The sequence below is a fragment of the Stenotrophomonas maltophilia complex sp. Om-AH-Sm3 genome (genome assembly GCF_059337855.1).
Genome location: NZ_JBYBLQ010000019.1, coordinates 12,797 through 35,305 on the forward strand (window position 1 = coordinate 12,797; position 22,509 = coordinate 35,305).

Genomic DNA, 22,509 nt, shown 5'->3' on the forward strand with positions numbered 1-22,509 from the left:
GAACAGGCTCACAGCGCGTTCATCGCTACGACACCACCCTCACCGGCACAACAAGGAGATCCCATGCGCCTGACCGCCACCCCGCTGCTGCTTGCCCTGTCCCTCGCCCTTGGAACCTCGATGACTGCTCATGCCGCTCCGTCGTCGCCGTCGATCGCCGCCGCGGCCGAAGGCACCCTGCTGAACATCTCGGCCAACGCCGAGGCCACCCGCGTGCCGGACGTCGCCACCCTGTCGGCCGGTGTGGTCACCCAGGCCGCCGACGGCAACAGCGCGATGCGCCAGAACGCCCAGCAGATGGACAAGGTGCTGGCCGCGATCAAGGCCGCCGGCATCGCCGAGCGCGACGTGCAGACCAGCGGCGTCAGCCTCAACCCGCAGTACCGCTATGCTGACAATGAGGCACCGAAGATCACCGGCTACCAGGCCAGCAACACGGTCAGCCTGAAGGTCCGCGACATCGCCAAGCTCGGCAAGGTGCTCGACGCGCTGGCCGCGCAGGGGGCCAACCAGATCAACGGTCCGCAGTTTGAGATCGACCAGCCCGAACCGGTCTATGACGAAGCCCGCCTGGCCGCCCTGAAGAAGGCCCAGGCCCGCGCCCAGACCTATGCCAGATCGCTGGGCCTGCAGGTGCGCCGCATCGTCAGCATCTCTGAAAACAGCAACGGCGGTTTCCGCCCGATGCCGATGATGCGCACCATGGCCGCCGGTGCGGCGATGGACAAGGCTACCCCGGTCGCACCGGGTGAATCGACCGTCTCGGTCAACCTGGACGTGGTGTTCGAACTGGGCCGCTGATCGCGCCCGGCACGGCCGACGCAGGCGGGTCCCGCAGGGGCCCGCCTTTTTCGTGTATTCCGGCGGCGTTGGCTGAAGGCCAGCCCAACGCGCATGCCCCTGCCTCTAGGCAGTGGCCGCCATGCCGCGCTACTGATGGACTGCCAGCCGCGTGCGGCAACCCCGCCACGGACCCTGGTGCGTTGAGGACTTCGTCACTGGCATGGAGGTGGATCATGGTTCGTACCTATCCCGTTGCATCCCCGCACTTCGACCCCGCCCGCGTAGCCGCCTGGAGTGCAGCGATCGCCCTGCACCTGCTGGCCTTCCTGTTGCTGCTCATCCCTGCGACCTACCAGGCCGTGCAGGCCCCGCGTGAAAAGACGCCGGTCCGGCTGATCGAGAAGATCCCGCCACCGCCGGCGCCGCCGGTTCCGGTCCCGCCAAAAGAGATCGTCCAGGTGGTACCGAAGCCGCGGACGCAGCCGGTGGTACCGCCACTGCCCGCACCCACCGCGACCGTGGAAGAGACCCAGGGCATCGCATTGCCGGCCGCCGAACCGGCTCCGCCGCAGCTGGCGCCCAGCATCGACACTTCCACCCCGTTGGCCGGCGCCCAGCTGCAGTACCGCAGCGCTCCGCCGCCGACCTATCCGATCCAGTCCCTGCGCAACCACGAACAGGGCACGGTGCTGTTGCGGGTGGAAGTGGACACCCGTGGCCAGCCGGTCGCGGTCAGCGTCGAGCGCAGCAGCGGCTCGCGCAACCTGGACCAGGCCGCCCGCCAGCAGGTGCTCAAGCACTGGCGCTTCGAGCCTGCCCAGCGTGACGGCGTGGCGGTTCCGGCCATCGGCATGGTGCCGGTGCAGTTCTCGCTGCCGGACTGAGCGTCCCACCGGCCCGGCCTTGCGCCGGGCCGGCCACTGCCATTGCCCGGCAAATGCGGACATGCCAGGGGCAAGCGTTACTGATTAAGCAAAAATTCACGACTTCGTCACCTGCTGGAAACCTAGATTGGCGCGTCCCGGTATCGATCCGGCGACAGCCCTCAACGCTACGGTTTTCCAGTTAGGAGAGAAGCTGTGAAACACCCGATCCAACGGCCCGCCAGCCGCCGCCGCACCACCCTGGCATCGTCCATCACCCACATCCTCACCGGCGGCGCCCTGCTGCTGGCCGGCGCCGTCGCTTCCTCCTCCGCCTTCGCGCAGGAAAAAGCCACCAACCTCGACCGCATCACGGTCACCGGCTCCAACATCCCCCGCACCAACACCGAGACGCCGTCCCCGGTGCAGGTGGTGAGCCGCCAGGAGATCGACCGCAGTGGCAAGGCCACGCTGGCCGAGTACCTGCAGACGATCACCGCCGATGGCGCCGGCTCCATTCCCAAGACCTTCGGCAACGGCTTCGCCGGTGGCGGCGCCGGCATCTCGCTGCGCGGCCTCGGTGCGGGCTCGACGCTGGTGCTGTTGAATGGCCGCCGCATGGCGACCTACGGCCTGGCCGACGACGGCCAGAAGGTGTTCACCGACCTCAGCACCATTCCGCTCGATGCCGTCGAGCGCGTGGAAGTGCTCAAGGACGGCGCCTCGGCGATCTATGGCTCCGACGCCATCGCCGGCGTCGTCAACATCATCCTGCGCAGCGACTTCGAAGGTGCGATCCTGCGTGCGTCCTACGGCCTGTCCGGTGACAGCGACGGCGATACCAAGAAGGCCACCCTGACCGCCGGTACCGGCGACCTGTCCAAGGATGGCTGGAACGCATTCTTCAGCCTGGATGTCGGCAAGTCCGACGCGATCAAGATCAGCGACCGCAAGAACCGCAAGTGGATCGGTACCGGCGACACGCGCCAGTGGGGCTATGACGCTACCGACGCACAGTTCCTCGGCGGCGCCTACCTCAGCGGCCGTACCAACGGCGGCGTCGGCCCGAACGGCTCGGTGTTCAACAATGATGCGCCGTCGCCGCATCTGGTCGCCCTGCCGGGCTGCGCCAACCTGAGCTCCATTCCGGGCCAGACCGAGGCCTCTTCGGCGGCCCAGGGCTGCCTGTGGGATCCGGCCCAGCAGTTCCGTGACCTGACCCCCGAAGAGAAGTACATCAACGTATTCGGCCGTGCGAGCTTCGCCTTCGGTGAAGGCGGCGAGGTCTACACCGAGATCGGCTACTCGAAGAAGGAAACCATCTTCAGCAATACCCCGTCGGGTGTTTCCGGCGGCTGGGGCTTCCCCGGCGGCCCGAAGAACGCCAGCAGCGGTGACGGCGCGACGATGCTCTATGCCGGCCATCCGGACAACCCGCTGCCGTATGCGGCGCGCCTGCGCTACAGCGCGTGGGACGTCGGCCCGCGCGTGACCAACAATACCAACGAGTTCAACCGCTTCCTGGTCGGCGTCAAGGGCAACTGGGGCGACTGGAGCTATGACACCGCCTACCTGCATTCGGGCACCGACCTGGTCAACAAGCGCACCGGCTTCCTGCGTTACAGCTCGGTGCTGTGCGCGCTGGGCAATCCGAACTGCGCCGGTGGTACCTGGCGCATCGGCGACAACGCCAACCTGAACTCGCAGGCACTGTACGACTACATCTCGCCGACCATCAGCGCGCGTGCCAAGTCGAGCCTGGACATGTTCGACTTCACCGTGTCGCGCAGCCTGGCCGACCTCAAGGGGGGGCCGCTGGGCCTGGCGATCGGTACCGAGTGGCGCAAGACCAGCAACAGCCTGACCCCGCAGACCTACACCGACCAGGGTGACATCATCGGCCTGGGCTATTCGGCCTACGACGGCACCCAGAACGTGTACGCCGGCTACGTCGAACTGTCGGCACCAGTGCTGGAACAGCTGGAACTGTCCGGCGCCGTGCGTTACGACAAGTACGAAAGCGGTGAAGGCAAGGCCACGCCGAAGCTGGGCGTGAAGTGGACCCCGGCCGACTGGATCGCACTGCGCGCCAGCTACGCCGAAGGCTTCCGTGCGCCGAACCCGGCCGAGAACGGTGACGGTGGCCTGGCCGCTTTCTCCAACGCACGTGATCCGGTGCGTTGCGCCATCGATGCCGACGAGTGCACACCGCGCTCGATCGCGATCATCACCCGCCCGAACAAGGACCTGAAGCCGGAAGAGTCCAAGAGCTACTCGGTGGGCCTGGTGCTGCAGCCGACCTCGACCACCTCGATGACCGTCGATGCCTGGCAGATCAAGCGCACCAACGAGATCGTGCAGGGCAACACCGCAGCTGCCATTCTGGCCGGCAACGTGCTGCGTGACTCCAACAACATCGGTGGCGTGCCCAACTCGGGCAGCATCCTGGCCGTCAACACCGGCTACGTGAACGCCAGTTCGTCGCGAGTCCGCGGTATCGACACCGATATCCGCCAGACCTTCGATATCGGCCCGGGCCAGCTCGAACTGGACCTGCAGTGGAGCCACATCCTGAAGTTCGAGCGCACCGAAGGCGATGAGACCGTCGACTATGCCGGCACGCACGGCAACTGCGACGTGACCAACTGCATCGGTACGCCGAAGGACAAGATCAACTTCGGCACCACCTGGAAGCAGGGTGCGTGGAGCGTGAGCGGTGTTGCCAACTACATCAGCAAGATGGACAACACCGACAAGCGTGGCGGCGACTACCAGGCGTTCTACGAGGATGGCACGCCGGTGACGAAGATCTCTTCGTTCACCACCTTCGACCTGTCCGGCCGCTGGAACATCACCGACGCCTTCGAACTCAATGCCTCGGTGGCCAACGTGTTCGACCGCATCGCACCGCTCGATCCGACCACCTACGGCGGCGTGAACTACAACCCGATGCACTTCTCCGGTGCACTGGGCCGTTACTTCACCGTTGGCGCCAAGTACACGTTCAAGTAATCCTGCAGCAGCGTCACCTGCAAAGGCCCGGGCCAACACCCGGGCCTTTGCTTTTTCAATGCCACCCGGCATTGTGGAGCCAGCGTCAGCCGAACAACCATAGCCAGGCCATCCAGCAGATCAGCAGAACCGTAGCGGCGGTGAGGCTCCAGAAGCAACATTGGTACAGACGCCGTTCGGCGACCTCCGAATTGAGATCATCACGAGCGGACTGCAGCCCCTTCTGCAACGTCACCTTCTCCTTCCTCAGATCAGCAGCGACCCTCTGTACGCCGGCAAGCAGCTCCTCGCTCTGCTTCAGCTGGGCAGCTAGCCTGCCGTGGCTCTCCTCCAGTGCAAGACTGCGTGCACCCGCCCCTGCCACCTCGGACTGCAGCAGGGCTTCCCGCTCGCTCAACACCTGCAGTTCCTCTTGCTGGCTGCGCACCAGCGCCTCCAGATAATCGTTGCTGCTGGGATTGCTGAGGACCATCGCCTGCAGGAATCCACGCTCGCTTTCCAGCAAGCGCTTGATCCTGTCGAGGTATCGAGCTTCCTCCACATCACTGGTTTCGTCCTCGGGAATGGTGTAGCCGTAGATCGGCACCCTGCCGATATCCACTTCGATCACTGCAATGCCCAGTTGCCGGAGGCCATCCTGTTTTGCAGCATCCACAGCATGTGATCGCCTGACCTCAAGCAGGAACTTCCCGTCCCACTTGGAACCCAGATCATCCTCGCTGGTGAACTCGACATACAGATCTGCCCGATAATCCCCCCTTCCCGGCACCTGCCACTCCTGCTCCACCCGGGAGATCGAGATTCTCGATTCACGCCAGCGACGAGGCCCTTTTCCGGTAGGAAGCGACAGAACCAGCTGCACATGGTCCAGCCGACTGAAAGCCTCCTTGAACAACAGATGCTGCAGCGATTCGCCTCCCGCTGCCGCTCCGCCCTTCACGCCGTCGATATATGCGAAGTACCACGACCGCCCCTTCATCACGTGCTTCACTGGGCGACGATGACCTGCACGATGCGTTGAGAAATAGCGATCTCCCGTGGGTTCTCCACCATAATCCCTGTTGCGACGGTGGCCCACGGCCTGCGCCGTAACGTACTCGGTTCCATCGGGAGTGAGAAAGGCCCGCGATTTGGTCATGGGGTGCGCGCTCATAAAGGGAAGCCCACTATGCCAACCTTCCATCGCACTCGATGAGATGGATAAGATCGATGACGCGAATGCAACTGCTGCAACCCCCGGCCGAAAGGCCGATGGGATGACCGCAAGGGAACCAAAGCATGCCCTCGTCCAACCAACGTCTCGGCCTGCCCGCGTTGACTGCACTGGTAGTCGGCTCGATGGTCGGCGCCGGCATCTTCTCATTGCCGCAGAACGTTGCCCGCAGTGCCGGCCCGGCCGCCGCGATGATCGGCTGGGCGCTGAGCGGTGCGGGCATGCTGATGCTGGCCTTCGTGTTCCAGGCCCTGGCCAACCGCCGTCCGGACCTGGACACCGGCATCTACGCATATGCACGCGAAGGCTTCGGCAACTACATCGGCTTCTCCGCGGCGTGGGGCTACTGGGTCGCTTCGGTACTGGGCAATGCCAGCTTCTTCGTGCTGATCTTCAGCGGCCTGGGCCATTTCATGCCAGTGTTCGGCGAAGGCAACACGCCAGCCGCAGTGGCCGCTTCGTCCGTACTGTTGTGGACCGTCCACCTGCTGGTGCTGCGCGGCCTGCGCACAGCAGCCATCGTCAACGGCCTGGTGACAGTGGCCAAGCTGCTGCCCATCGCACTGTTCCTGGTGCTGGCCGCCGGCGCGTTCCGCATGGAGGTGTTCCGCGCCGACTTCTTCGGCACGCCTGCGCTCGGCGACCTCGGCCAGCAACTGCGCGGCATGATGCTGGTCACCGTGTGGGTGTTCATCGGCATCGAAGGCGCCAGCATCTATTCGCGGCGAGCCGCGCGCCGTGCCGACGTCGGCCGTGCCACGGTGATCGGTTTCCTGGGGGTCTGGCTGCTGCTGGTCCTGGTCAGCCTGCTGTCGATGGGCGTGCTGTCGCAGGCCGAACTGGCCGGGCTGCCCAATCCGTCGATGGCCTACGTGCTGCGCGCCATCGTCGGCGAATGGGGCGCGACGGTGATCATCGCCGGTTCGATCATTTCGGTGCTGGGCGCGCTGCTGGCCTGGGTGCTGCTGTGTGCCGAAGTGCTGTATGCCGCCGCTGGCGACGGCACGATGCCCGCCTTCCTGGGACGCGAGAATGCGCGTGGCGTGCCGGCCAATGCATTGTGGTTGAGCAACGGGCTGATCCAGCTGTTCCTGCTGTTGGTGCTGTTCAATGCGGGCAGCTACACCGGCCTGGTGCTGCTGGCCGCATCGATGAGCCTGGTGCCCTACTTCCTGTCCACCGCGTTCGGCGTGCAACTGGCTTGGCGCGGGCAGTCCTACGCGGGTGAGCCACGCGAGCGCTGGCGCGATTTCGTCGTCGCGCTGCTGGCCAGCGCCTACGCGCTGTGGCTGGTGTATGCCGGCGGCCTGAACAACCTGCTGCTGTCGGTGCTGCTGTACGTGCCCGGCGTTGTTCTGTTTGCGCAGACCCGGCGCCAGCGCGGCGAGCCGGTTTTCACGCGCTGGGAGTGGGCGCTGTTCGGCGCGATCCTCGCAGTAGCGATCGCCACGCTGGCAGCGTTCTGGAAGGGCCGGATCACGCTGTAGCGCCGAGCGCGTGCCCGGCTTGGAGGATGCAGCCGAGCATGGGCTCGCCGCCACAACACGGCAAAAAAAAACCTGCATCTCGCGATGCAGGTTTTGCAAGGTGGCGCCCGAAGTTGGACTCGAACCAACGACCCCCTGATTAACAGTCAAGTGCTCTAACCGGCTGAGCTATTCGGGCAGACGACTAGTATAACCACTCTTCACGCGCGATGGTAGGGGTGATTGGCAATCATTGCGGCAGCCCGATACAGCTGCTCGGCCACCACCAGACGCACCAGCATGTGCGGCAGCGTCAGCGGTCCGATCGACCACTTTTCGTCGGCCAGCGCAGAGACCTCTGGCGAATGCCCTTCCGGGCCACCGATCAGGAACGCCAGGTCCCGGCCCTGCCCGCGCCAATGCTCCAGGCGTTGCGCCAGCTGCTCGGAACTCAACTGCCGCCCCGGCACATCCAGTGCCACCACGTAAGCGTTCTTCGGTAGCGCGGCGATGACCCGCTTGCCTTCATCCTCGGTGGCACGGCGCGGATCGCGCCCCTTGCCGCGCAGGCCGGGTTCGATTTCCACCAGCTCGAACGGCAGCCAATGCGACAGCCGCTTCTGGTATTCGGCGAACCCCTGCGCGACCCAGCTGGGCGCGCGTTCACCGGTGGCGATCAGGCGGGCTTTCATCAATGGTCCTCCAAAACGTCGACGGCGCCATCGGCGCCGTCGAAGGGATGCATCAACGTGCGGCTCAGGCCACTTCGTCGTCGCTGGACGGCGGCTGGTCGCCGACGGTCCACAGGCGCTCGAGCGCGTAGAACTCACGCACGCGCGGCAGCATCACGTGGACGATCACGTCGCCCAGATCGACCAGCACCCATTCGGCTTCGCGCTCGCCTTCAACACCCAGCGGCATCACGTCGATGTTCTTGGCGAAGCGCACGACTTCATCGGCAATCGACTTGACGTGGCGGGTCGAGGTGCCCGAAACGACGATCATGTAGTCGGCAACGCTGGACCGGCCGCGCACGTCGATCTCGACCAGGTCCTTGGCCTTCAGGTCTTCGGTGGCTTGGCGGACGCTGGCCAGCAGTTCCGGCACGGACGGCGGCGGGCTGGGCAGATCGACCTTGATGGTCTGGGGCTGGGTCTGGTTGCTCAAAGTGGATCGACTCGATAAACGTGGGGGCGATTATACGGGGATGGCGCGGCCGCGCCATTCACGCCGTGGCCGGGCGGTACAGCCCGTGTGCAGCGACATAGTCGGCCACGGCCGGAGGCAGCAGTGCGCGCCAGGGACCGCCAGCGGCAATCTGCGAGCGCACTGCGCTGGCCGATTCCCCGCGTAGTGGGTGGTGCAGGCGCAGGATGCGCCCGGCCGGGCTGGCGAACAGGGCCTGCTCATTGTCGGCCCAGCGCCCTTGCAGGGCGCGCCCCAGCTCGCCATCGATCGACGCCTGCAACGGACTGCCCGGCCGTTCGGCCACCACGAAGTGGGCCAGATCGAACAGGGCCTCCCATTCGTGCCAGCCGGACAGCCCCAGCAGGCTGTCGGCGCCCACCAGCCAGGCCAGCGGCCGGCTCGGGCCCAGCTCGCCACGCAGCTCGCGCAGGGTGTCGACGGTGTACGACGGGCGACCGGGGCAGCGGGTCGCACGATCCAATTCGCGACGGTCCAGCAGCAGCCCCGGCTCGTCGCCGATGGCCAGCGACAACATCGTGCAGCGCTGCTCAGCGGTGGCACCGGGCACCGCGCGGTGCGGCGGATCGGCGGCCGGCAGCATGCGCACGGCAACCTGCAGTTCATCCCGGGCCGCACGCGCGATCGCCAGGTGCCCGAGGTGCACCGGATCGAAGGTGCCCCCGTAGTAGATCCGCAGGCTCATCACTCAGGCCCGCGCCAACAGGCGCACGGCACGCGGCTCGGCCACGGCCACCAGCAGGCGTTCCAGCGCCAGCCAGGCGTCGCCGTCAGCGCGCCCCTTGGCAATGCGGTCGACCAGCCCCGCCTCGGCCACAAAGCGCTCCCAGCGCTTGCCTTCCGGGTGCCGCTGCAGCGCGCGCTTGTAAGGCGCCTGCCGCGATTCCCAGATGCCGCGCGATTTCATTTCAGCGGCCAGGTTGCCACCACGCGCCTGCACGCGGGCCAGGCCTGCGCCGGCCAGCAGTTCGCGGATCACGATCGGCATCAATGCGGCCACCGCCTCCCCTTCACCGCGCAGGCCGGCCAGCATGCGCAGCATCGCCGGCGGCTGGCCGGAGAACGTCGCCTCCACCAACCGGAACACGTCGTAGCGGGCAGCGTCAGCCACCAGCGACTCCATCCGTTCCACATCCAACGGCTGGCCGTCGGCCAATAGCGCCAGCTTGTCGATTTCCTGGGCGGCGGCCAGCAGATTGCCCTCCACCCGCTCAGCCAGGCGCTGCACGGCAGCCGGGTCGGCACGCAGGCCCTTGCCGCGCAGGCGGCGCTCGATCCAGTCCGGCAGTTCGTGCGGCTTGATCGCCCATGCCACCGACAGCACGCCGATGCGGCTGACCGCCTCGGCCCACTTGCCCTGGTGGGCCTTGCTCCATTCATTGGCGGTGATCATCAACACCACGTCCGGCGCCGGGTTGGCGCAGAACTGGCTGATGACCTCGGCGCCCTCCTTGCCCGGCTTGCCGCTGGGCAGGCGCACCTCGACCAGGCGGCGGGCGCTGAACAGGCTTGGCGCATTGAAGCTGGCGTCAAGCTGGTTCCAGTCGAAATCACGCCCGTCGGCATCGAACACTTCGCGTTCGCCGATGCCCGAGGCGCGCGCACGCGCGCGGATGGCATCTGCGGCCTCCAGTACGCGCAGTGTTTCCGGGCCTGCGATCAGGTACACCGGCGCCAACGCGGTGTCAGCGCCCTGGCTGGCCAGCTGCTCCGGACGCAGTTCCATCGTCGCTGCCGCTCAGTGCTTGATGGCGGCGGCAGGCTCTGCCGGCACCGCGCCCTCGATCGGCTTGGCCTTCGGCGCGGACAGGCTGCCCCCCTTCTCGATCTCGGCGCGGACCACGCTGTCGATACGGCGGATGATCGAGGCGGACATTTCCCGGCGCAGCTCCGTGGCCAGGATTTCGCGTTCGGTGGTGGTACCGGTGGCGTCGGTCGGCGGCGACACGTAGTCGCGCGACAGTTCGATCACCTGCTGCGGCACCAGTTCGCTGCCATCCTCGCGGCGGAAGATGAAGATCACCGCATAGCGCAGGCTGTACTCCTGCGCACGACCCTGCGAGTCGATGGCGATCGGGAGGTCACCCCAGCGCTCGGACAACACCTGCAGCTGGGTACTGGGTTCCTTGCTGTCCTCATCGGCCAGCCTGGCACCAGAGGCCAGCAGGCTGCGATTGAGCAGCTTGACCAGTTCACTGTACGGGGCGGTGGAGACCACCTTCACCGGGGCGGTGTCGGTCGGCAGCATCAGCTTGTTGCGCAGATGGAAGCCGCAGCCGGCGAGGCCGAGGACAAGAACGAGGGCAAGCAGGATTCGGGTCATGGAGACAGTCTGGCGGAGCCGGGCGATCACGGCAACACACAGCGTGCCCGAAGCCGCGTGAATGCAGGGCCATCAAGCACCCGGCCCTGCTTCTGGAAAGGCATCGGCCACCGCGCGGGTGGCCGATGCGAGGTACATCAGGCGGCGACGATGTTCACGATCTTGCCCGGGACGATGATGATCTTGCGCACCGTCAGGCCTTCCATGAACCTGGCCGCGTTGGGCTCGGCCAGAGCCAGCGCCTCGACCTGCTCGCGCACGGCATCGGCCGCCACCTCGATGGTGCCGCGCAGCTTGCCGTTGACCTGCACCGCCAGGGTCAGGGCATCGCGTACCAGCGCACTGCTGTCGGCCTGCGGGAACGGCTGGTCTTCCAGCAGCGTCTCGCCATGGCCAAGCACCTGCCAGAGGGCGTGGCTGGCATGCGGCGTGATCGGGTTCAGCAGCAGCACGACGGCCTGCAGCGCTTCCTGGCGCACCGCGCGGCCCTGCTCGCTGTCGTCCTCGAACCTGGCCAGCGCGTTCATCAGCTCCATCACCGCTGCGATGGCGGTATTGAAGCTGTGGCGGCGGCCGTAGTCGTCACCGACCTTGCCGATGGTTTCATGGGTCTTGCGGCGCAGCGCCTTCTGGTTGGCATCCAGTGCTGCAACGTCCAGCGCCGGGGCGGCACCGTCGGCAGCATGCTTCTGCACCTGGGCCCACAGGCGGCGCAGGAAGCGCGCCATGCCGTCCACGCCGGCCTCGTTCCACTCCAGCGACTGCTCCGGCGGCGCGGCGAACATCGAGAACAGGCGCACGGTGTCGGCGCCGTACTTGCCGACCATCGCCTGCGGGTCCACGCCGTTGTTCTTCGACTTGGACATCTTCTCGGTGCCACCGACCACCACCGGCTGGCCGTCGGCGATCAGGGTGGCGCCGGTGATGCGGCCGCGCTCGTCACGCTGCACTTCCACATCGGCCGGGTTGATCCAGTCCTTCGAACCGTCCGGATTCGGGCGGTAGTAGGTCTCGGCGATCACCATGCCCTGGCACAGCAGGTTGCGCGCCGGCTCGTTGCTGTCCACCATCCGCGCGTCGCGCAGCAGCTTGTGGTAGAAGCGGAAATACATTAGGTGCAGGATCGCGTGCTCGATGCCACCGATGTACTGATCGACCGGCAGCCAGTAGTTGCCGCGCTTGTCGACAGCGTCACGGGCACCGGGCGAGGTGTAGCGGGCGTAGTACCAGCTCGACTCCATGAAGGTGTCGAAGGTGTCGGTCTCGCGCTCGGCGGCGCCACCGCATTCCGGGCAGGTGGTCTTGCGCCATTCCGGGTCGGTCTTGATCGGCGAACCGGTCCCGGAGAACGCCACGTCCTCCGGCAGTACCACCGGCAGCTGCTCCTCCGGCACCGGCACCGCACCGCACTTGTCGCAGTAGATCACCGGAATCGGGCAGCCCCAGTAGCGCTGGCGGCTCACGCCCCAGTCGCGCAGGCGGTAGTTGACGCGGCGCTGGCCCTGGGCCTTGCGCTCGAAACGTTCGGCCAGGGCTTCGAAGGCCCCCTGGAAATCCAGGCCGTCGAACTCGGCCGAGTTCACCAGCTCGAACGCACGGCTCTTGTCGCTGTACCAGTCCTGCCAGCGGCTACCGTCCCAGTTGCGCTCTTCGTCGGTGCGCGCATCCTTCAGCGCGATCACCTGCTTGATCGGCAGGCCGTACTTGTTGGCCACTTCGTTGTCGCGCTGGTCATGGCCCGGAACGGCCATCACCGCGCCGGTGCCGTAGCCCATCAGCACGAAGTTGGCGACCCACACCGGCACCGGCTCGCCGGTGACAGGATGCAGCGCGCGCAGGCCGGTATCCATGCCGCGCTTTTCCTGGGTTTCCAGTTCAGCCTCGGATACACCGCCCTGCTTCAGGTCGGCCAGCATCGCGGCCAGTTCCGGGTTGTTCTTCGCTGCGTGCAGCGCCAGCGGGTGTTCGGCGGCGATCGACACGAAGGTCACGCCCATCACCGTGTCCGGGCGGGTGGTGAACACGCGCAGCGGATCCAGCACGCCACCATCGACGTCGCGCACGTCGAACTGGATTTCCAGGCCCTCCGAGCGGCCGATCCAGTTGCGTTGCATGGTCTTGACCGATTCCGGCCAGCCATCCAGCTCGTCCAGGCCATCCAGCAGTTCCTGGGCGTAGTCGGTGATGCGCAGGAACCACTGCGGGATCTCACGCTTCTCCACCAGCGCACCGGAGCGCCAGCCGCGGCCGTCGATGACCTGCTCGTTGGCCAGCACGGTCTGGTCGACCGGGTCCCAGTTCACCACCGCGTTGCGGCGATAGGCCAGGCCCTTGCGCATCAGGCGGGTGAACATGCGCTGCTCGTGGACGTAATAGTCCGGACGGCAGGTGGCGAACTCGCGCGACCAGTCGATGGCATAGCCCAGCGATTTCAGCTGGCTGCGCATGTGGTCAATGTTCTTGTAGGTCCACGCCGCCGGCGCGGTCTTGTTCTTGATCGCGGCGTTTTCCGCCGGCAGGCCGAACGCGTCCCAGCCCATCGGCTGCAGCACGTTGTGGCCGGTCATGCGCTTGTAGCGGCTGATCACGTCGCCAATCGTGTAATTGCGCACGTGGCCCATGTGCAGCGCACCGGACGGGTACGGAAGCATCGACAGGCAGTAGTACTTCGGCTTGTCCGAGGTCTCGTCGACCTCGAAGGCACGGGTGGCGTCCCAGTACTGCTGGGCGGCGGATTCAACCTGCTGCGGGTCGTAGGCGTTGGTTTCAGCGCTGGTCATGGAACACGCGGATGCGGCGGCAAAGCGGTACAGCGTACCGCAGTGCGGCAAACGTCTCCAATCCTGCCTGCTGGGGGTGGGCGCCGCGATGCCCCGGGAGCCGTCTCAGCGTTGGCGCGACAGCGGCAGTGCGGTGGCCAGCCAGGCCACCCAGCAGGCAAACGCCAGCCGTTGTGCCAGCGGCGCCGGCAGCACGCCCTGCAGGGCAAACGCGGCCACCGCAGCCAGCACGCCGCAGCCCAGGGCCAGGGCGCCCAGGGCGCGGCCATGCGCCTGACGCAGCTGTGTCGTGCCCAGCAACAGGGTCCCGGCGACGAAGCCCAGCACCCAGATCATCCAGGCACTGGCATGCAGCTGGCTGGCCGGCCCATGCAGATCGTCCACGTCCAGCGGCAGCAAGCCCATCGCGGCAAAGCCCAGGCCAGCCAGCAGCAGCATCTGGCTGCCGACCCTCGATGCCCAGCCGGCAGTGGCGGGCAGGCTGCGGCGCAGGCGCTCAGCCACCACCGCGGCGAGCACGCCGGGCAGCACAAATCCAAGCAGATTGAAGGCCAGCGCATGCGGTACACCCCGCGCACCCAGCAGCGCCACCGGGTGGCGGGCCTGTGCATAACCCTCCAGGCCGGCACCGAAGCCAGACACAGCCAGGACGAACACGACTGCAGCAAGCAGTCCCAACCAACGATCAAGCCGGACCATGGACATTGCGCGCAGTCACCCGGAAAAGAATGGATCAGCGCATTGTCGCGGCAGTGACGCAGTGCGCCAAGCGCGCGGCCGAGGCCGGGTGCTTCCGGCGCACCTCGGCCAGCACGCCGGTCAGCTCCGGAAAGCGGGTGATCCACGAGCTGTACTGCGTGCCACGCCCCCGAGGCCGTCGCGCGCGATGTGATGGCAGGGTTGAGACGGACATCGATCGTCACCATAGAATCGGTCTCCAGATGCCAAGCGATGCTTTCCCCATGACCGAGACGACCTATGTATTCGACGCCACCACTGCGACCTTCGAGGCCGAAGTCCTGCAGAAGTCGCTGCAGACGCCGGTGCTGGTCGACTTCTGGGCCACCTGGTGCGGGCCGTGCAAGACCCTGGGCCCGATGCTGGAAAAGCTGGCTGCCGAGTACAACGGTGCGTTCGAGCTGGCCAAGGTCGATGTCGACAAGGAACAGCAGATCGCTGCGGCCTTCCAGATCCGCTCGGTGCCCACCGTGTTCCTGGTCAAGGGCGGCCAGCTGGTGGACGGCTTCCCCGGCGCCATTCCGGAAGGCCAGCTGCGTGAGTTCCTGGCCCAGCACGGCATCGTACCGGCCGATGTGGGCGATGCTGCCCCCGAAGATGACGCCCCGCTGGATCCGCAGGCGCAGGTCGATGTGCTGCGTGCGCAGATCGCCGCCGAGCCGGACAAGGATGAACTGAAGCTCGACCTGGCCCTGGCCCTGCTGCAGATCGGTGGCGTGGACGAGGCAAGCACCCTGATCGACGGCCTGCCTGCCAATCTGGCCACCGACGACCGCGCCGTGCGTGCCCGCGCCCGCCTGGCCTTCGCCGCCGCGCTGAAAGATGCCCCGGCCGCCGAGGTGCTGGAGGCACGCATCGCCGCTGACGGCAAGGACCTCAAGGCCCGCCACCTGCGCGGCGTGCAACTGCTGCTCGGCGGTCATGACGAGGCCGCGCTGGCCCAGTTCCTCGAAATGCTGCGGATCGACCGCGGATTCGAGGAAGGCCTGCCGCGCAAGGCGCTGATCGACGCCTTCAATGTGATCTCCGACGAGGACCTGGTCGGCCAGTACCGCCGCAGGATGGCGTCGCTGCTGTTCTGAACGGGAGCCCGCCCCGTTCAGAATCCCTGCACTGAACGCGGGCAATAATGCGCGCGCTGGTGGCCATGCGGTCGCCACGATCCGTTCGGGGGGATGAGGTCGGGGCCATGGGGTCTTGCAGCTGCACCCCCGCATTGCCGGGATTGCAAACTGTGACCGTCGTCCGCTCTCTGTCGTTCGCCATGCATTTAACGGGCGCTCTGCTCTGCGCCCTCTTCCTGATGCCCGCCCTTGCCGGCGCCCAGGACTGGAACTATCGCGTCCGGCCCGGCGATACCCTGTGGGACCTGGGCGGGCTCTACCTGAAGCCCTCGGTACGCTGGCAGCAGCTGCAGCAGCACAACCGCATCGACAACCCCTACCAGTTGCCGCCGGGCCAGCTGCTGCGCTTCCCGATCAGCTGGCTGCGCACCGAACCGGCGCCGGCCCGGGTGCTGTCCGTGCGCGGCAAGGTCGCGCTGTCGGGCGCCGATGGCACGGCGACCCGCGCGCTCCAGGCCGGCGAACAGCTGCATATCGGTGACACCGTGGAGACCGAAGGCGATTCCAGCATCACCCTGGAATTCGCCGATGCCTCGCGCCTGCAGCTGCGCGAGTACTCGCGCCTGCGCCTGGACCAGCTGAGCCGTTACGGCCACACCGGCATGGTCGACACCCGACTGCGCCTGCAGCAGGGGCGAGCCAGCAACCGGGTGACGCCGGCGCGCGGTCCCGCCTCGCGTTACATCATCGATGCGCCCACCGCCACCAGCAGCGTGCGCGGCACGGTGTTCCGGGTCAGCGCCGGGGATAACGGGCACGTCGGTGCCACCGAGGTCCTGCAGGGCAAGGTGCAGGTCGGCAACCCCCATGGCCAGCGCCTGGTCCGGCCGGGCCAAGCCACCCGCAGCAGCAGTGCCGATGCGGCGCCCGCTGCGGTCTCCGCACTGCTGCCGGCGCCGGCGTTGCGCAATGACGCGCTGCGCCTGGCGCCGCTGCCGACCCTGCTTGCCTGGGAACCGGTCAATGGCGCCGATCATTACCGGGTGGAAGTAGTGCAGGCGGCAACGCCGGAGATCCTGCTGTTCGCCGCCACCACCGCCGACACCCGGCTGGCGATCGGCGACCTGCCGCCTGGCCAGCTGCGCATCCTGTTGCGCGCGGTCGACGCCCAGGGGGTCGAAGGCCTGGATGCCAGCGCCGATTTCGAGCTCGGTGACCAGCCACCACCGCCACTGACCGTATCGCCGCTGCATGGTCAGACGATCAACAGCGACCGACCGCGTTTCCGCTGGAGCCAGGCCCCCGGTGCGCGCAGCAGCGTCCTGCAGATCGCCACCGAACCCAGCTTCCTGCAGCCCCTGCAGGAGCAGGCCACCCATGCGACCGACCTGCGCCTGGCGCAACCGCTGCCGCCCGGCCAGTACTACTGGCGCGTGGCCTCGCGCGATGGCGAAGGCCGACAGGGCCGCTATGGCCAGGCGTTGCCGCTGCAGCTGAGCAATGAACCAGTGGACCCGGCACTGCAACCGCCCGAGGCCGCACACGGCGAGCTGACGCTGCGCTGGCAGGCCGGCAGCGAAGGCCAGCGCTACCGGGTGCAGGTGGATCGCCGCGGTGACTTCAAGGCACCGCTGGTCGACGAAACCGTGGACCAGCCGCAGGTGAGCTTCAAGCGCCCGTGGAGCGGCACCCTGCACGTACGCGTGCAGTACATCGACGATGACGGCCACGCCAGCGCGTTCTCGCCTGCCCAGCAGGTCCCGCTGCCGTGCCGCCTGTGCTACGGCGCGGGTGGCGGTGCCCTGCTGCTCTGGTTGTTGTTGTGAGGCGCTCGCCGCTGCCATGGTCGAAGCGGATCCTGCTGGCCCTGCTGGCCGGCGTGCTGACCATCGTGGCCAGCCAGGGACAATGGCTGTGGCGGCAGGACGAGGCGGCCTATGACGCGCTGGTCGGCAACTGGGATTACCGCCCCGATCCCAGCGTGCTGATCGTCGCCATCGACGAAGGCAGCCTGCAGCGCATCGGCCAGTGGCCCTGGCCACGCTCGGTGCATGCACGCCTGCTTGACCGCCTGACCGATGCCGGCGCCGAACGCGTCGCGCTGGACCTGATGCTGTCCGAACCGGATCGCCGTGACAGCCGACAGGATGATCAACTGGCCGCCGCCATCCGACGCAATGGCCGGGTGGTGCTGCCGGTGCTGGCCGCACCGGCGGCCGGCGACCGCATGGCCGAGGAAATGCTGCCGATCCCACAGATCGCTGCCAGTGCTGCCGCCATCGGCCACACCGATGTCGAGGTGGATGGCGACGGCGTCGCCCGTGGCGTCTATCTGCACGCAGGTATCGGCCAGCCGCACTGGCCGGCACTGGGCCTGGCACTGGCCGACCTGCCTGCCGGTGCCGTACGCGGCCTGCCCGATCCCGACCCGGAACTGGGCTCGCCCTATCAATGGCGTCGCGACGATTACGTTCGCGTGCGCTACGCCGGCCCCCCCGAGCGGCTGCCGCAGGTGTCCTATGCGGACGTTCTCGATGGCCACGTGGACATGGCGATGCTGCATGGCCGCCGCATCGTCGTTGGCATGACGGCCAGCGGCATCGCGCCCCGCCTGCTGACCCCGACCACCCGCGAGTTCTGGATGAGCGGCAGCGAGTACCAGGCCAACATCGCCTCGATGCTGCTGCAGCACAAGCAGATCGATGTTCTACCACATGCCTGGCAGCACGCCATCAGCGGTGTGCTGGTGGCGCTGTGCGTGATCCTGCTCGGCCTGCGCCTGCCCTGGCTGGTCGCGTTGTGTTCGCTGCCGATGCCGGCCCTGCTGAGCTGGCTGCTGCTGCGCACGGGTGACCTGTGGTGGGCGCCGGCCAGCGCGATGCTGGGCGTGACGCTGGCACTGCTGGTCTGGGCGGTGTGGCGGATCTCGGCCTGGCACCGCCAGGCCAACCGCGACGCCCTTACCGGCCTGGGCAACCGCCTCCGCTTCGAGCAGTCGCTGCAGCAGGAATGCGATGCGGCGCGGCGCAGCGGCAAGCCATTGAGCCTGGCGCTGATCGACGTCGACCACTTCAAGCGCCATAACGATCGCCACGGGCACCAGGTCGGCGACCGCGTGCTGCGTGATGTCGCCCGCCTGATCGGCGCCCATGCGCGCCGCCCGCGCGACATGGCGGCACGCTACGGTGGCGACGAATTCGCGCTGGTGCTGCCGGATACACCGGCCGAGGGTGCACGCCAGGTGATCGAGGACCTGATTGCCTGCGTGCGCGCATTGCCGGCGCCGGGCGAAGGCAGCGACGATACCGTCACGCTCACCATCGGCGTATTCACCCGCGTGCCCGACGGCGAACTGCAGCCCCACCATTTCGTGGAAGGCGCCGACACCGCCCTTTATCAGGCGAAGGCGAACGGCCGCGACGGGTACACGATCGACGGCGGGGCATGACATCCCTGCCCCGGGTGCAACATACGCATGCGAATGGTTAGACTGGACACCCCGCCCTGCGCTCCGGATCTGCATGAACGCCCGCCTGTTCCGCGTCGGCATCAACCTCTGGCCACCGTTCCTGTTCACCGGCATCCACGTCACCCGGATCACGCCCGACTACCGGCAGATCGACGTGGAACTCCGGCTGCGGCCGTGGAACCGCAATTACGTGGGGACGCATTTCGGCGGCAGCCTGTTTGCGATGACCGATCCGTTCTGGATGCTGGGCCTGCTGCACATCCTCGGCCGTGACTACTACGTGTGGGACCGGGCCGGTGCGATCGATTTCCTCAAGCCTGGCCGGGGCACGGTGCGCACCTCGTTCCGCATCGACGATGCGCTGTTGGCCGAACTGCGTGCCGAAGCAGCGGGCGGCGGGAAGGTGCTGCGCTGGTTCAGCAACGACGTCGTCGACGAAAGCGGCGAGGTGGTCGCCCAGGTGCGCAAGCAGGTCTATCTGCGGTTGAAGCCACACGCGCGCTGATCCGGCGCGGGCGCTGTCCTCTGCTGCCCTGCCAGGGAGGCTCCGATGCGCGCGTATGCGCGTGTGCACCTGCGGTGCGACGCGGAGCGAAGGCAGCCGCGAGGATGACGAGGACAGCGCGCACTGGCCACCGCTGCTCAGTCGCGCGCGGCGGCGGGCGGGGCGTCCCCCGCCACCAACGGTACCGACAACCATGGGCTCTCGCCGGTGCTGCGCGGCGCTGAGCGCCGCGGTACCTGCAGGCGGCGGCCATCGGCCGACAACTGCGGTGCCCGCACCTGCGAGCGGAACTGGGCAGGCAAGCGCTTCAGCGCATCCACAGGGTCCTCGGCCTGCTGTCGCAGCCAGCGTTGCGCACCGATCAGCCGCACCATCGCGGCGGCATCCTGGGGCCGTGACGAATAGGCGGGATAGGCCGGACCCGCGATATCGGCCAGCACGCACCCCATGATGTTCGACAGGCAGCCGAAGTCATGCTGCGGCGGTGCCGGCACCGGCAGCGGGCGATCCGCCTCCAGCGCGGTCATCGCCGCCGCACCACAGGCCCAGCCCAGGTTGCCCGCCACGCGCGCCAGGGTGCTGCGGCGATCGAGTACCAGCACACCACCGAACTCCTGCGCCGAGGTTTCGATCGCAGCCCTGCTCATCGCATACTCGCCCTGCATCGCACGGCACAGGCTCTGTTCGGCGGCCCGCATCGGCTTCATCGCCTGCTCGCATTCCGCTGGCAGCGGCTGGTCGGCTGGCAGTTCGACCAGCATGTCGGCCAGCAGCTGGGCATTGGCCTGCACCAGGCTGGCACCGATGATGCTCTCCACCAGGTAGCTGCCGCCCGTCACCAGCCGACGGCCCAGCTGCAGCCCGCGGCAACTGCCACGCAGCGCACCGTCGATATCACCCTGCAGATAGGCCAGCGCGCGTGCGCTGGTGGCGTCGATCACCAAACCATAGGTCGGCATCGGCACCAGGATGCCTTCCCCTTTTGGCCGGAACGGCGACACGAAGTGATCCGCATCGGCCAGCTGGTCCAGGCGCGCATGCAGCTGCTGGTGGCCAGCGTGGGCATCGACGAAGCGCTGCGGGTCCGCGCGCACCTGGGCGAGGCAGTCACTGGCGGTCGGTCCGCAGCTGGCCGAAGGCCGTGATCGCAGCTCGACGTGGTCCTCTGCCAGCTGCGGACGGGCGCCCTTGCCGCGCGGATCCGCCTCCCAGCGCTGTACATCCCGGGCCAGCGCCTGATCGCGCTGGCCCGGGTCGAGATCGTCGAACGCGAGTGTCCACAGCAGCGCAAAGCCGTTGCGGCCATCAGCGGGCAGGCGGGCCTGCAACCGCTGCTGGGCCTGCAGCCGTGATTCCGGCACCGGCCACATGCGCGAGGCACACCACACCACGATGGCCAGCACCAGCAGTCCTGCCAGGGCCCAGCCCAGTCCGCGCAGAATCTTCAACACAGCTTCCCTTCCATGCATCGTTGCCGCAGTCGATCGGCCAGCGTAATCGACCGGCCGTGGCCGCTACAATGCGCGCATGTCGCTCGAAGCCCCCGCCCTGGTCCCCCGCCCCTCCCTGCAGCGCCTGTTCCTGACTGGCCTGCTGACCCTGCTGCCGATCTGGCTGACCTGGGTCGTGGTCAAGTTCGTGTTCGTGCTGCTTTCGGGCATTTCCAGCCCGTTGGTGGTGCCGCTTTCCGAGCAGATCGCGACAAGCTTCCCGCATTACCTCGGCTGGGTCCGCGCCGAGTGGATCCAGAACACCATCGCCCTGCTCGCCACCCTGCTGGTGATCCTGGCAGTGGGCTTGGCCAGCCGCCGCGTGCTCGGCCAGCGCCTGCTGCGCTGGGTCGGCGCGGTGATCAAGCGCATTCCGCTGGCCAGCATCATCTACGACAGCGCCAAGAAGCTGCTGGACATGCTGCAGACCGAACCGGGCAGCACCCAGCGCGTGGTGCTGATCGACTTTCCGCACCGCGACATGAAGTCGGTCGGCCTGGTCACCCGCGTCATCAAGGAACACGGCACCGACCGTGAACTGGCCGCGGTGTACGTGCCAACCACGCCGAACCCGACCTCGGGTTACCTGGAGATCGTGCCGGTGGAGCTGCTGACCCCGACCGACTGGACCGTCGACCAGGCCATGAGCTTCATCATTTCCGGCGGTGCAGTCGCACCGTCCAGCGTTCCGTTCACGCGCGCAGGCGAACGCAGCGAATGACCACCGTGGCGCCGATCGAGCGCCCGCTGCAGGACCGCGCGGTCCTGCTGTTCATCGTGCTGGCCGCGTTCTTCTGCGGCAACGCCGTGCTGGCCGAACTGATCGGGGTGAAGATCTTCGCGCTGGAAGACACCCTCGGCATCGATCCGCTGAACTGGAACCTGTTTGGCCAGACCGGCTCGCTCAGCTTCACCGCCGGTACCCTGCTGTGGCCGGTGGTGTTCATCATGACCGACACGATCAACGAGTTTTTCGGCAAGCGCGGCGTGCGCTTCATCTCGTGGTTGGCCGTGGTGTTGATCGCCTATGGCTTCCTGTTCGCCTTCGCAGCGATTTCGCTGGCGCCGGCCAGCTGGTGGGTCACCTCGATGGACGGCCACGGCGTGCCGGACTACCAGGCGGCATTCGCAGCGGTGTTCGGCCAGGGCATGTGGACCATCGCCGGTTCGCTGGTGGCCTTCCTGCTCGGCCAGCTGATCGACGTGGCAGTGTTCCATCGCATCCGCCAGGCCACCGGCGAGCGCCACGTGTGGCTGCGTGCGACCGGATCCACCGCGATCTCCCAGGTGGTGGACAGCTTCGTGGTGATCTGGATCGCCTTCGTGCTCGGCCCGCAGCACTGGCCGACCTCGCTGTTCCTAGCCGTCAGCAGCGTCAACTACATCTACAAGATGGGCTTTGCGATTGCCTTGATTCCACTGCTGTACCTGATGCGGCGTGCGATCACCCGCTATCTGGGTGCCGACAGGGCCGCCGCCCTGCGCGCCGCGGCCGCGGCTGACTGAAGCCCCAGCGGCAAAAAGCTGACTGCGCCTTCACGCTGGCCGTACGCGGCCGGATCGTGCAAGCTCCACGGTCTGTGTTCCACGGAAGCTC

20 protein-coding genes and 1 tRNA gene are annotated in these 22,509 nt (G+C 67.2%); 10 read left to right on the top strand and 11 right to left on the bottom strand.

Annotation, left to right across the window (positions count from 1 at the left end):
- Window positions 1-63: 63 nt before the first annotated feature.
- The 3 genes from AC10QF_RS17690 (at window position 64) to AC10QF_RS17700 (ending at window position 4,658) form a co-directional block, all read left to right on the top strand.
- Window positions 64-801, top strand: coding sequence for an SIMPL domain-containing protein (locus AC10QF_RS17690; RefSeq protein WP_005418081.1), 738 nt, complete (start codon window positions 64-66; stop codon window positions 799-801).
- Between the two features lie 215 nt (window positions 802-1,016).
- Complete coding sequence (locus AC10QF_RS17695) at window positions 1,017-1,667, top strand: energy transducer TonB (RefSeq protein WP_072168532.1); 651 nt, start codon at window positions 1,017-1,019, stop codon at window positions 1,665-1,667.
- A 195-nt stretch (window positions 1,668-1,862) separates the two neighbouring features.
- Window positions 1,863-4,658 carry a TonB-dependent receptor gene (locus AC10QF_RS17700; protein ID WP_005418098.1) on the top strand — a complete coding sequence of 932 codons (2,796 nt, stop codon included), beginning with the start codon at window positions 1,863-1,865 and terminating at the stop codon, window positions 4,656-4,658.
- 85 nt (window positions 4,659-4,743) lie between these two features.
- Here AC10QF_RS17700 and AC10QF_RS17705 read toward each other — a convergent pair whose 3' ends face one another.
- Window positions 4,744-5,796 carry a hypothetical protein gene (locus AC10QF_RS17705; RefSeq protein WP_494542603.1) on the bottom strand — a complete coding sequence of 351 codons (1,053 nt, stop codon included), beginning with the start codon at window positions 5,794-5,796 and terminating at the stop codon, window positions 4,744-4,746.
- Between the two features lie 140 nt (window positions 5,797-5,936).
- Here AC10QF_RS17705 and arcD point away from each other — a divergent pair, with 140 nt between their 5' ends.
- A complete protein-coding gene (gene arcD / locus AC10QF_RS17710; protein WP_329889193.1) occupies window positions 5,937-7,358 on the top strand; it encodes an arginine-ornithine antiporter in 1,422 nt (473 codons plus the stop codon).
- Between the two features lie 101 nt (window positions 7,359-7,459).
- Here arcD and AC10QF_RS17715 read toward each other — a convergent pair.
- The 9 genes from AC10QF_RS17715 to AC10QF_RS17755 all read right to left on the bottom strand — a co-directional run bounded on the left by AC10QF_RS17715 (window position 7,460) and on the right by AC10QF_RS17755 (window position 14,559).
- A tRNA-Asn gene (locus AC10QF_RS17715) sits at window positions 7,460-7,536 on the bottom strand.
- A gap of 22 nt (window positions 7,537-7,558) precedes the next feature.
- The gene (gene rlmH, locus AC10QF_RS17720; protein ID WP_005418108.1) at window positions 7,559-8,029 is read right to left on the bottom strand and encodes a 23S rRNA (pseudouridine(1915)-N(3))-methyltransferase RlmH; all 471 of its coding nucleotides are present in this window, start codon (window positions 8,027-8,029) and stop codon (window positions 7,559-7,561) included.
- Window positions 8,030-8,093: 64 nt separating this feature from the next.
- Window positions 8,094-8,504 carry a ribosome silencing factor gene (gene rsfS, locus AC10QF_RS17725; RefSeq protein ID WP_005418109.1) on the bottom strand — a complete coding sequence of 137 codons (411 nt, stop codon included), beginning with the start codon at window positions 8,502-8,504 and terminating at the stop codon, window positions 8,094-8,096.
- Between the two features lie 58 nt (window positions 8,505-8,562).
- The gene (gene nadD / locus AC10QF_RS17730; protein ID WP_005418110.1) at window positions 8,563-9,228 is read right to left on the bottom strand and encodes a nicotinate-nucleotide adenylyltransferase; all 666 of its coding nucleotides are present in this window, start codon (window positions 9,226-9,228) and stop codon (window positions 8,563-8,565) included.
- A gap of 3 nt (window positions 9,229-9,231) precedes the next feature.
- Complete coding sequence (gene holA, locus AC10QF_RS17735; protein WP_494542604.1) at window positions 9,232-10,269, bottom strand: DNA polymerase III subunit delta; 1,038 nt, start codon at window positions 10,267-10,269, stop codon at window positions 9,232-9,234.
- A 12-nt stretch (window positions 10,270-10,281) separates the two neighbouring features.
- Entirely contained in the window at window positions 10,282-10,866 is a 585-nt protein-coding gene (locus tag AC10QF_RS17740) for an LPS-assembly lipoprotein LptE (RefSeq protein WP_494542605.1), read from the bottom strand.
- Window positions 10,867-11,003: 137 nt separating this feature from the next.
- Window positions 11,004-13,646, bottom strand: coding sequence for a leucine--tRNA ligase (gene leuS / locus AC10QF_RS17745; protein WP_494542606.1), 2,643 nt, complete (start codon window positions 13,644-13,646; stop codon window positions 11,004-11,006).
- Between the two features lie 105 nt (window positions 13,647-13,751).
- Window positions 13,752-14,351 carry a DUF998 domain-containing protein gene (locus tag AC10QF_RS17750; RefSeq protein ID WP_111178058.1) on the bottom strand — a complete coding sequence of 200 codons (600 nt, stop codon included), beginning with the start codon at window positions 14,349-14,351 and terminating at the stop codon, window positions 13,752-13,754.
- Between the two features lie 28 nt (window positions 14,352-14,379).
- Window positions 14,380-14,559 (bottom strand): hypothetical protein, encoded by a 180-nt coding sequence (locus tag AC10QF_RS17755; RefSeq protein ID WP_146257503.1) that lies wholly within the window; start codon window positions 14,557-14,559, stop codon window positions 14,380-14,382.
- Between the two features lie 49 nt (window positions 14,560-14,608).
- Between AC10QF_RS17755 and trxA the strand changes: the two genes are divergently transcribed.
- The 4 genes from trxA (at window position 14,609) to AC10QF_RS17775 (ending at window position 19,422) form a co-directional block, all read left to right on the top strand.
- Window positions 14,609-15,466, top strand: a complete 858-nt coding sequence (trxA, locus tag AC10QF_RS17760) for a thioredoxin (protein WP_494542607.1) — start codon at window positions 14,609-14,611, stop codon at window positions 15,464-15,466.
- A gap of 107 nt (window positions 15,467-15,573) precedes the next feature.
- Window positions 15,574-17,274, top strand: a complete 1,701-nt coding sequence (locus AC10QF_RS17765) for a FecR family protein (RefSeq protein ID WP_049414427.1) — start codon at window positions 15,574-15,576, stop codon at window positions 17,272-17,274.
- Window positions 17,271-18,896, top strand: coding sequence for a CHASE2 domain-containing protein (locus AC10QF_RS17770; protein WP_049414428.1), 1,626 nt, complete (start codon window positions 17,271-17,273; stop codon window positions 18,894-18,896). Before AC10QF_RS17765 ends, AC10QF_RS17770 begins: the two co-directional genes overlap by 4 nt.
- Window positions 18,897-18,969: 73 nt before the next feature.
- Window positions 18,970-19,422: a DUF4442 domain-containing protein gene (locus AC10QF_RS17775; RefSeq protein WP_099496199.1), complete on the top strand. Its 453-nt coding sequence runs from the start codon at window positions 18,970-18,972 to the stop codon at window positions 19,420-19,422.
- A gap of 137 nt (window positions 19,423-19,559) precedes the next feature.
- Here the strand turns inward: AC10QF_RS17775 and AC10QF_RS17780 are convergent, their stop codons facing one another.
- Window positions 19,560-20,873 carry a hypothetical protein gene (locus tag AC10QF_RS17780; protein WP_099496198.1) on the bottom strand — a complete coding sequence of 438 codons (1,314 nt, stop codon included), beginning with the start codon at window positions 20,871-20,873 and terminating at the stop codon, window positions 19,560-19,562.
- Between the two features lie 76 nt (window positions 20,874-20,949).
- On the opposite strand from AC10QF_RS17780, the gene AC10QF_RS17785 reads away from it, so the two are divergent.
- Together AC10QF_RS17785 and AC10QF_RS17790 are read left to right on the top strand one after the other, a co-directional pair.
- Window positions 20,950-21,633 carry a DUF502 domain-containing protein gene (locus AC10QF_RS17785; RefSeq protein WP_111096827.1) on the top strand — a complete coding sequence of 228 codons (684 nt, stop codon included), beginning with the start codon at window positions 20,950-20,952 and terminating at the stop codon, window positions 21,631-21,633.
- Window positions 21,630-22,418: a queuosine precursor transporter gene (locus AC10QF_RS17790; RefSeq protein ID WP_049414431.1), complete on the top strand. Its 789-nt coding sequence runs from the start codon at window positions 21,630-21,632 to the stop codon at window positions 22,416-22,418. Before AC10QF_RS17785 ends, AC10QF_RS17790 begins: the two co-directional genes overlap by 4 nt.
- Window positions 22,419-22,509 lie beyond the last annotated feature (91 nt).

Excerpts from the sequence above, each read along its gene's own strand:
- AC10QF_RS17775 (WP_099496199.1), top strand. The coding sequence starts at position 18,970 with ATGAACGCCCGCCTGTTCCGCGTCGGCATCAACCTCTGGCCACCGTTC.
- AC10QF_RS17755 (WP_146257503.1), bottom strand. The coding sequence starts at position 14,559 with ATGTCCGTCTCAACCCTGCCATCACATCGCGCGCGACGGCCTCGGGGG.
- nadD (WP_005418110.1), bottom strand. The coding sequence starts at position 9,228 with ATGAGCCTGCGGATCTACTACGGGGGCACCTTCGATCCGGTGCACCTC.
- holA (WP_494542604.1), bottom strand. The coding sequence starts at position 10,269 with ATGGAACTGCGTCCGGAGCAGCTGGCCAGCCAGGGCGCTGACACCGCG.
- AC10QF_RS17705 (WP_494542603.1), bottom strand. The coding sequence starts at position 5,796 with ATGACCAAATCGCGGGCCTTTCTCACTCCCGATGGAACCGAGTACGTT.
- leuS (WP_494542606.1), bottom strand. The coding sequence starts at position 13,646 with ATGACCAGCGCTGAAACCAACGCCTACGACCCGCAGCAGGTTGAATCC.
- trxA (WP_494542607.1), top strand. The coding sequence starts at position 14,609 with ATGACCGAGACGACCTATGTATTCGACGCCACCACTGCGACCTTCGAG.
- AC10QF_RS17765 (WP_049414427.1), top strand. The coding sequence starts at position 15,574 with ATGGGGTCTTGCAGCTGCACCCCCGCATTGCCGGGATTGCAAACTGTG.
- AC10QF_RS17690 (WP_005418081.1), top strand. The coding sequence starts at position 64 with ATGCGCCTGACCGCCACCCCGCTGCTGCTTGCCCTGTCCCTCGCCCTT.
- AC10QF_RS17790 (WP_049414431.1), top strand. The coding sequence starts at position 21,630 with ATGACCACCGTGGCGCCGATCGAGCGCCCGCTGCAGGACCGCGCGGTC.
- AC10QF_RS17785 (WP_111096827.1), top strand. The coding sequence starts at position 20,950 with ATGTCGCTCGAAGCCCCCGCCCTGGTCCCCCGCCCCTCCCTGCAGCGC.
- AC10QF_RS17695 (WP_072168532.1), top strand. The coding sequence starts at position 1,017 with ATGGTTCGTACCTATCCCGTTGCATCCCCGCACTTCGACCCCGCCCGC.
- AC10QF_RS17740 (WP_494542605.1), bottom strand. The coding sequence starts at position 10,866 with ATGACCCGAATCCTGCTTGCCCTCGTTCTTGTCCTCGGCCTCGCCGGC.
- arcD (WP_329889193.1), top strand. The coding sequence starts at position 5,937 with ATGCCCTCGTCCAACCAACGTCTCGGCCTGCCCGCGTTGACTGCACTG.
- AC10QF_RS17750 (WP_111178058.1), bottom strand. The coding sequence starts at position 14,351 with ATGTCCATGGTCCGGCTTGATCGTTGGTTGGGACTGCTTGCTGCAGTC.
- rlmH (WP_005418108.1), bottom strand. The coding sequence starts at position 8,029 with ATGAAAGCCCGCCTGATCGCCACCGGTGAACGCGCGCCCAGCTGGGTC.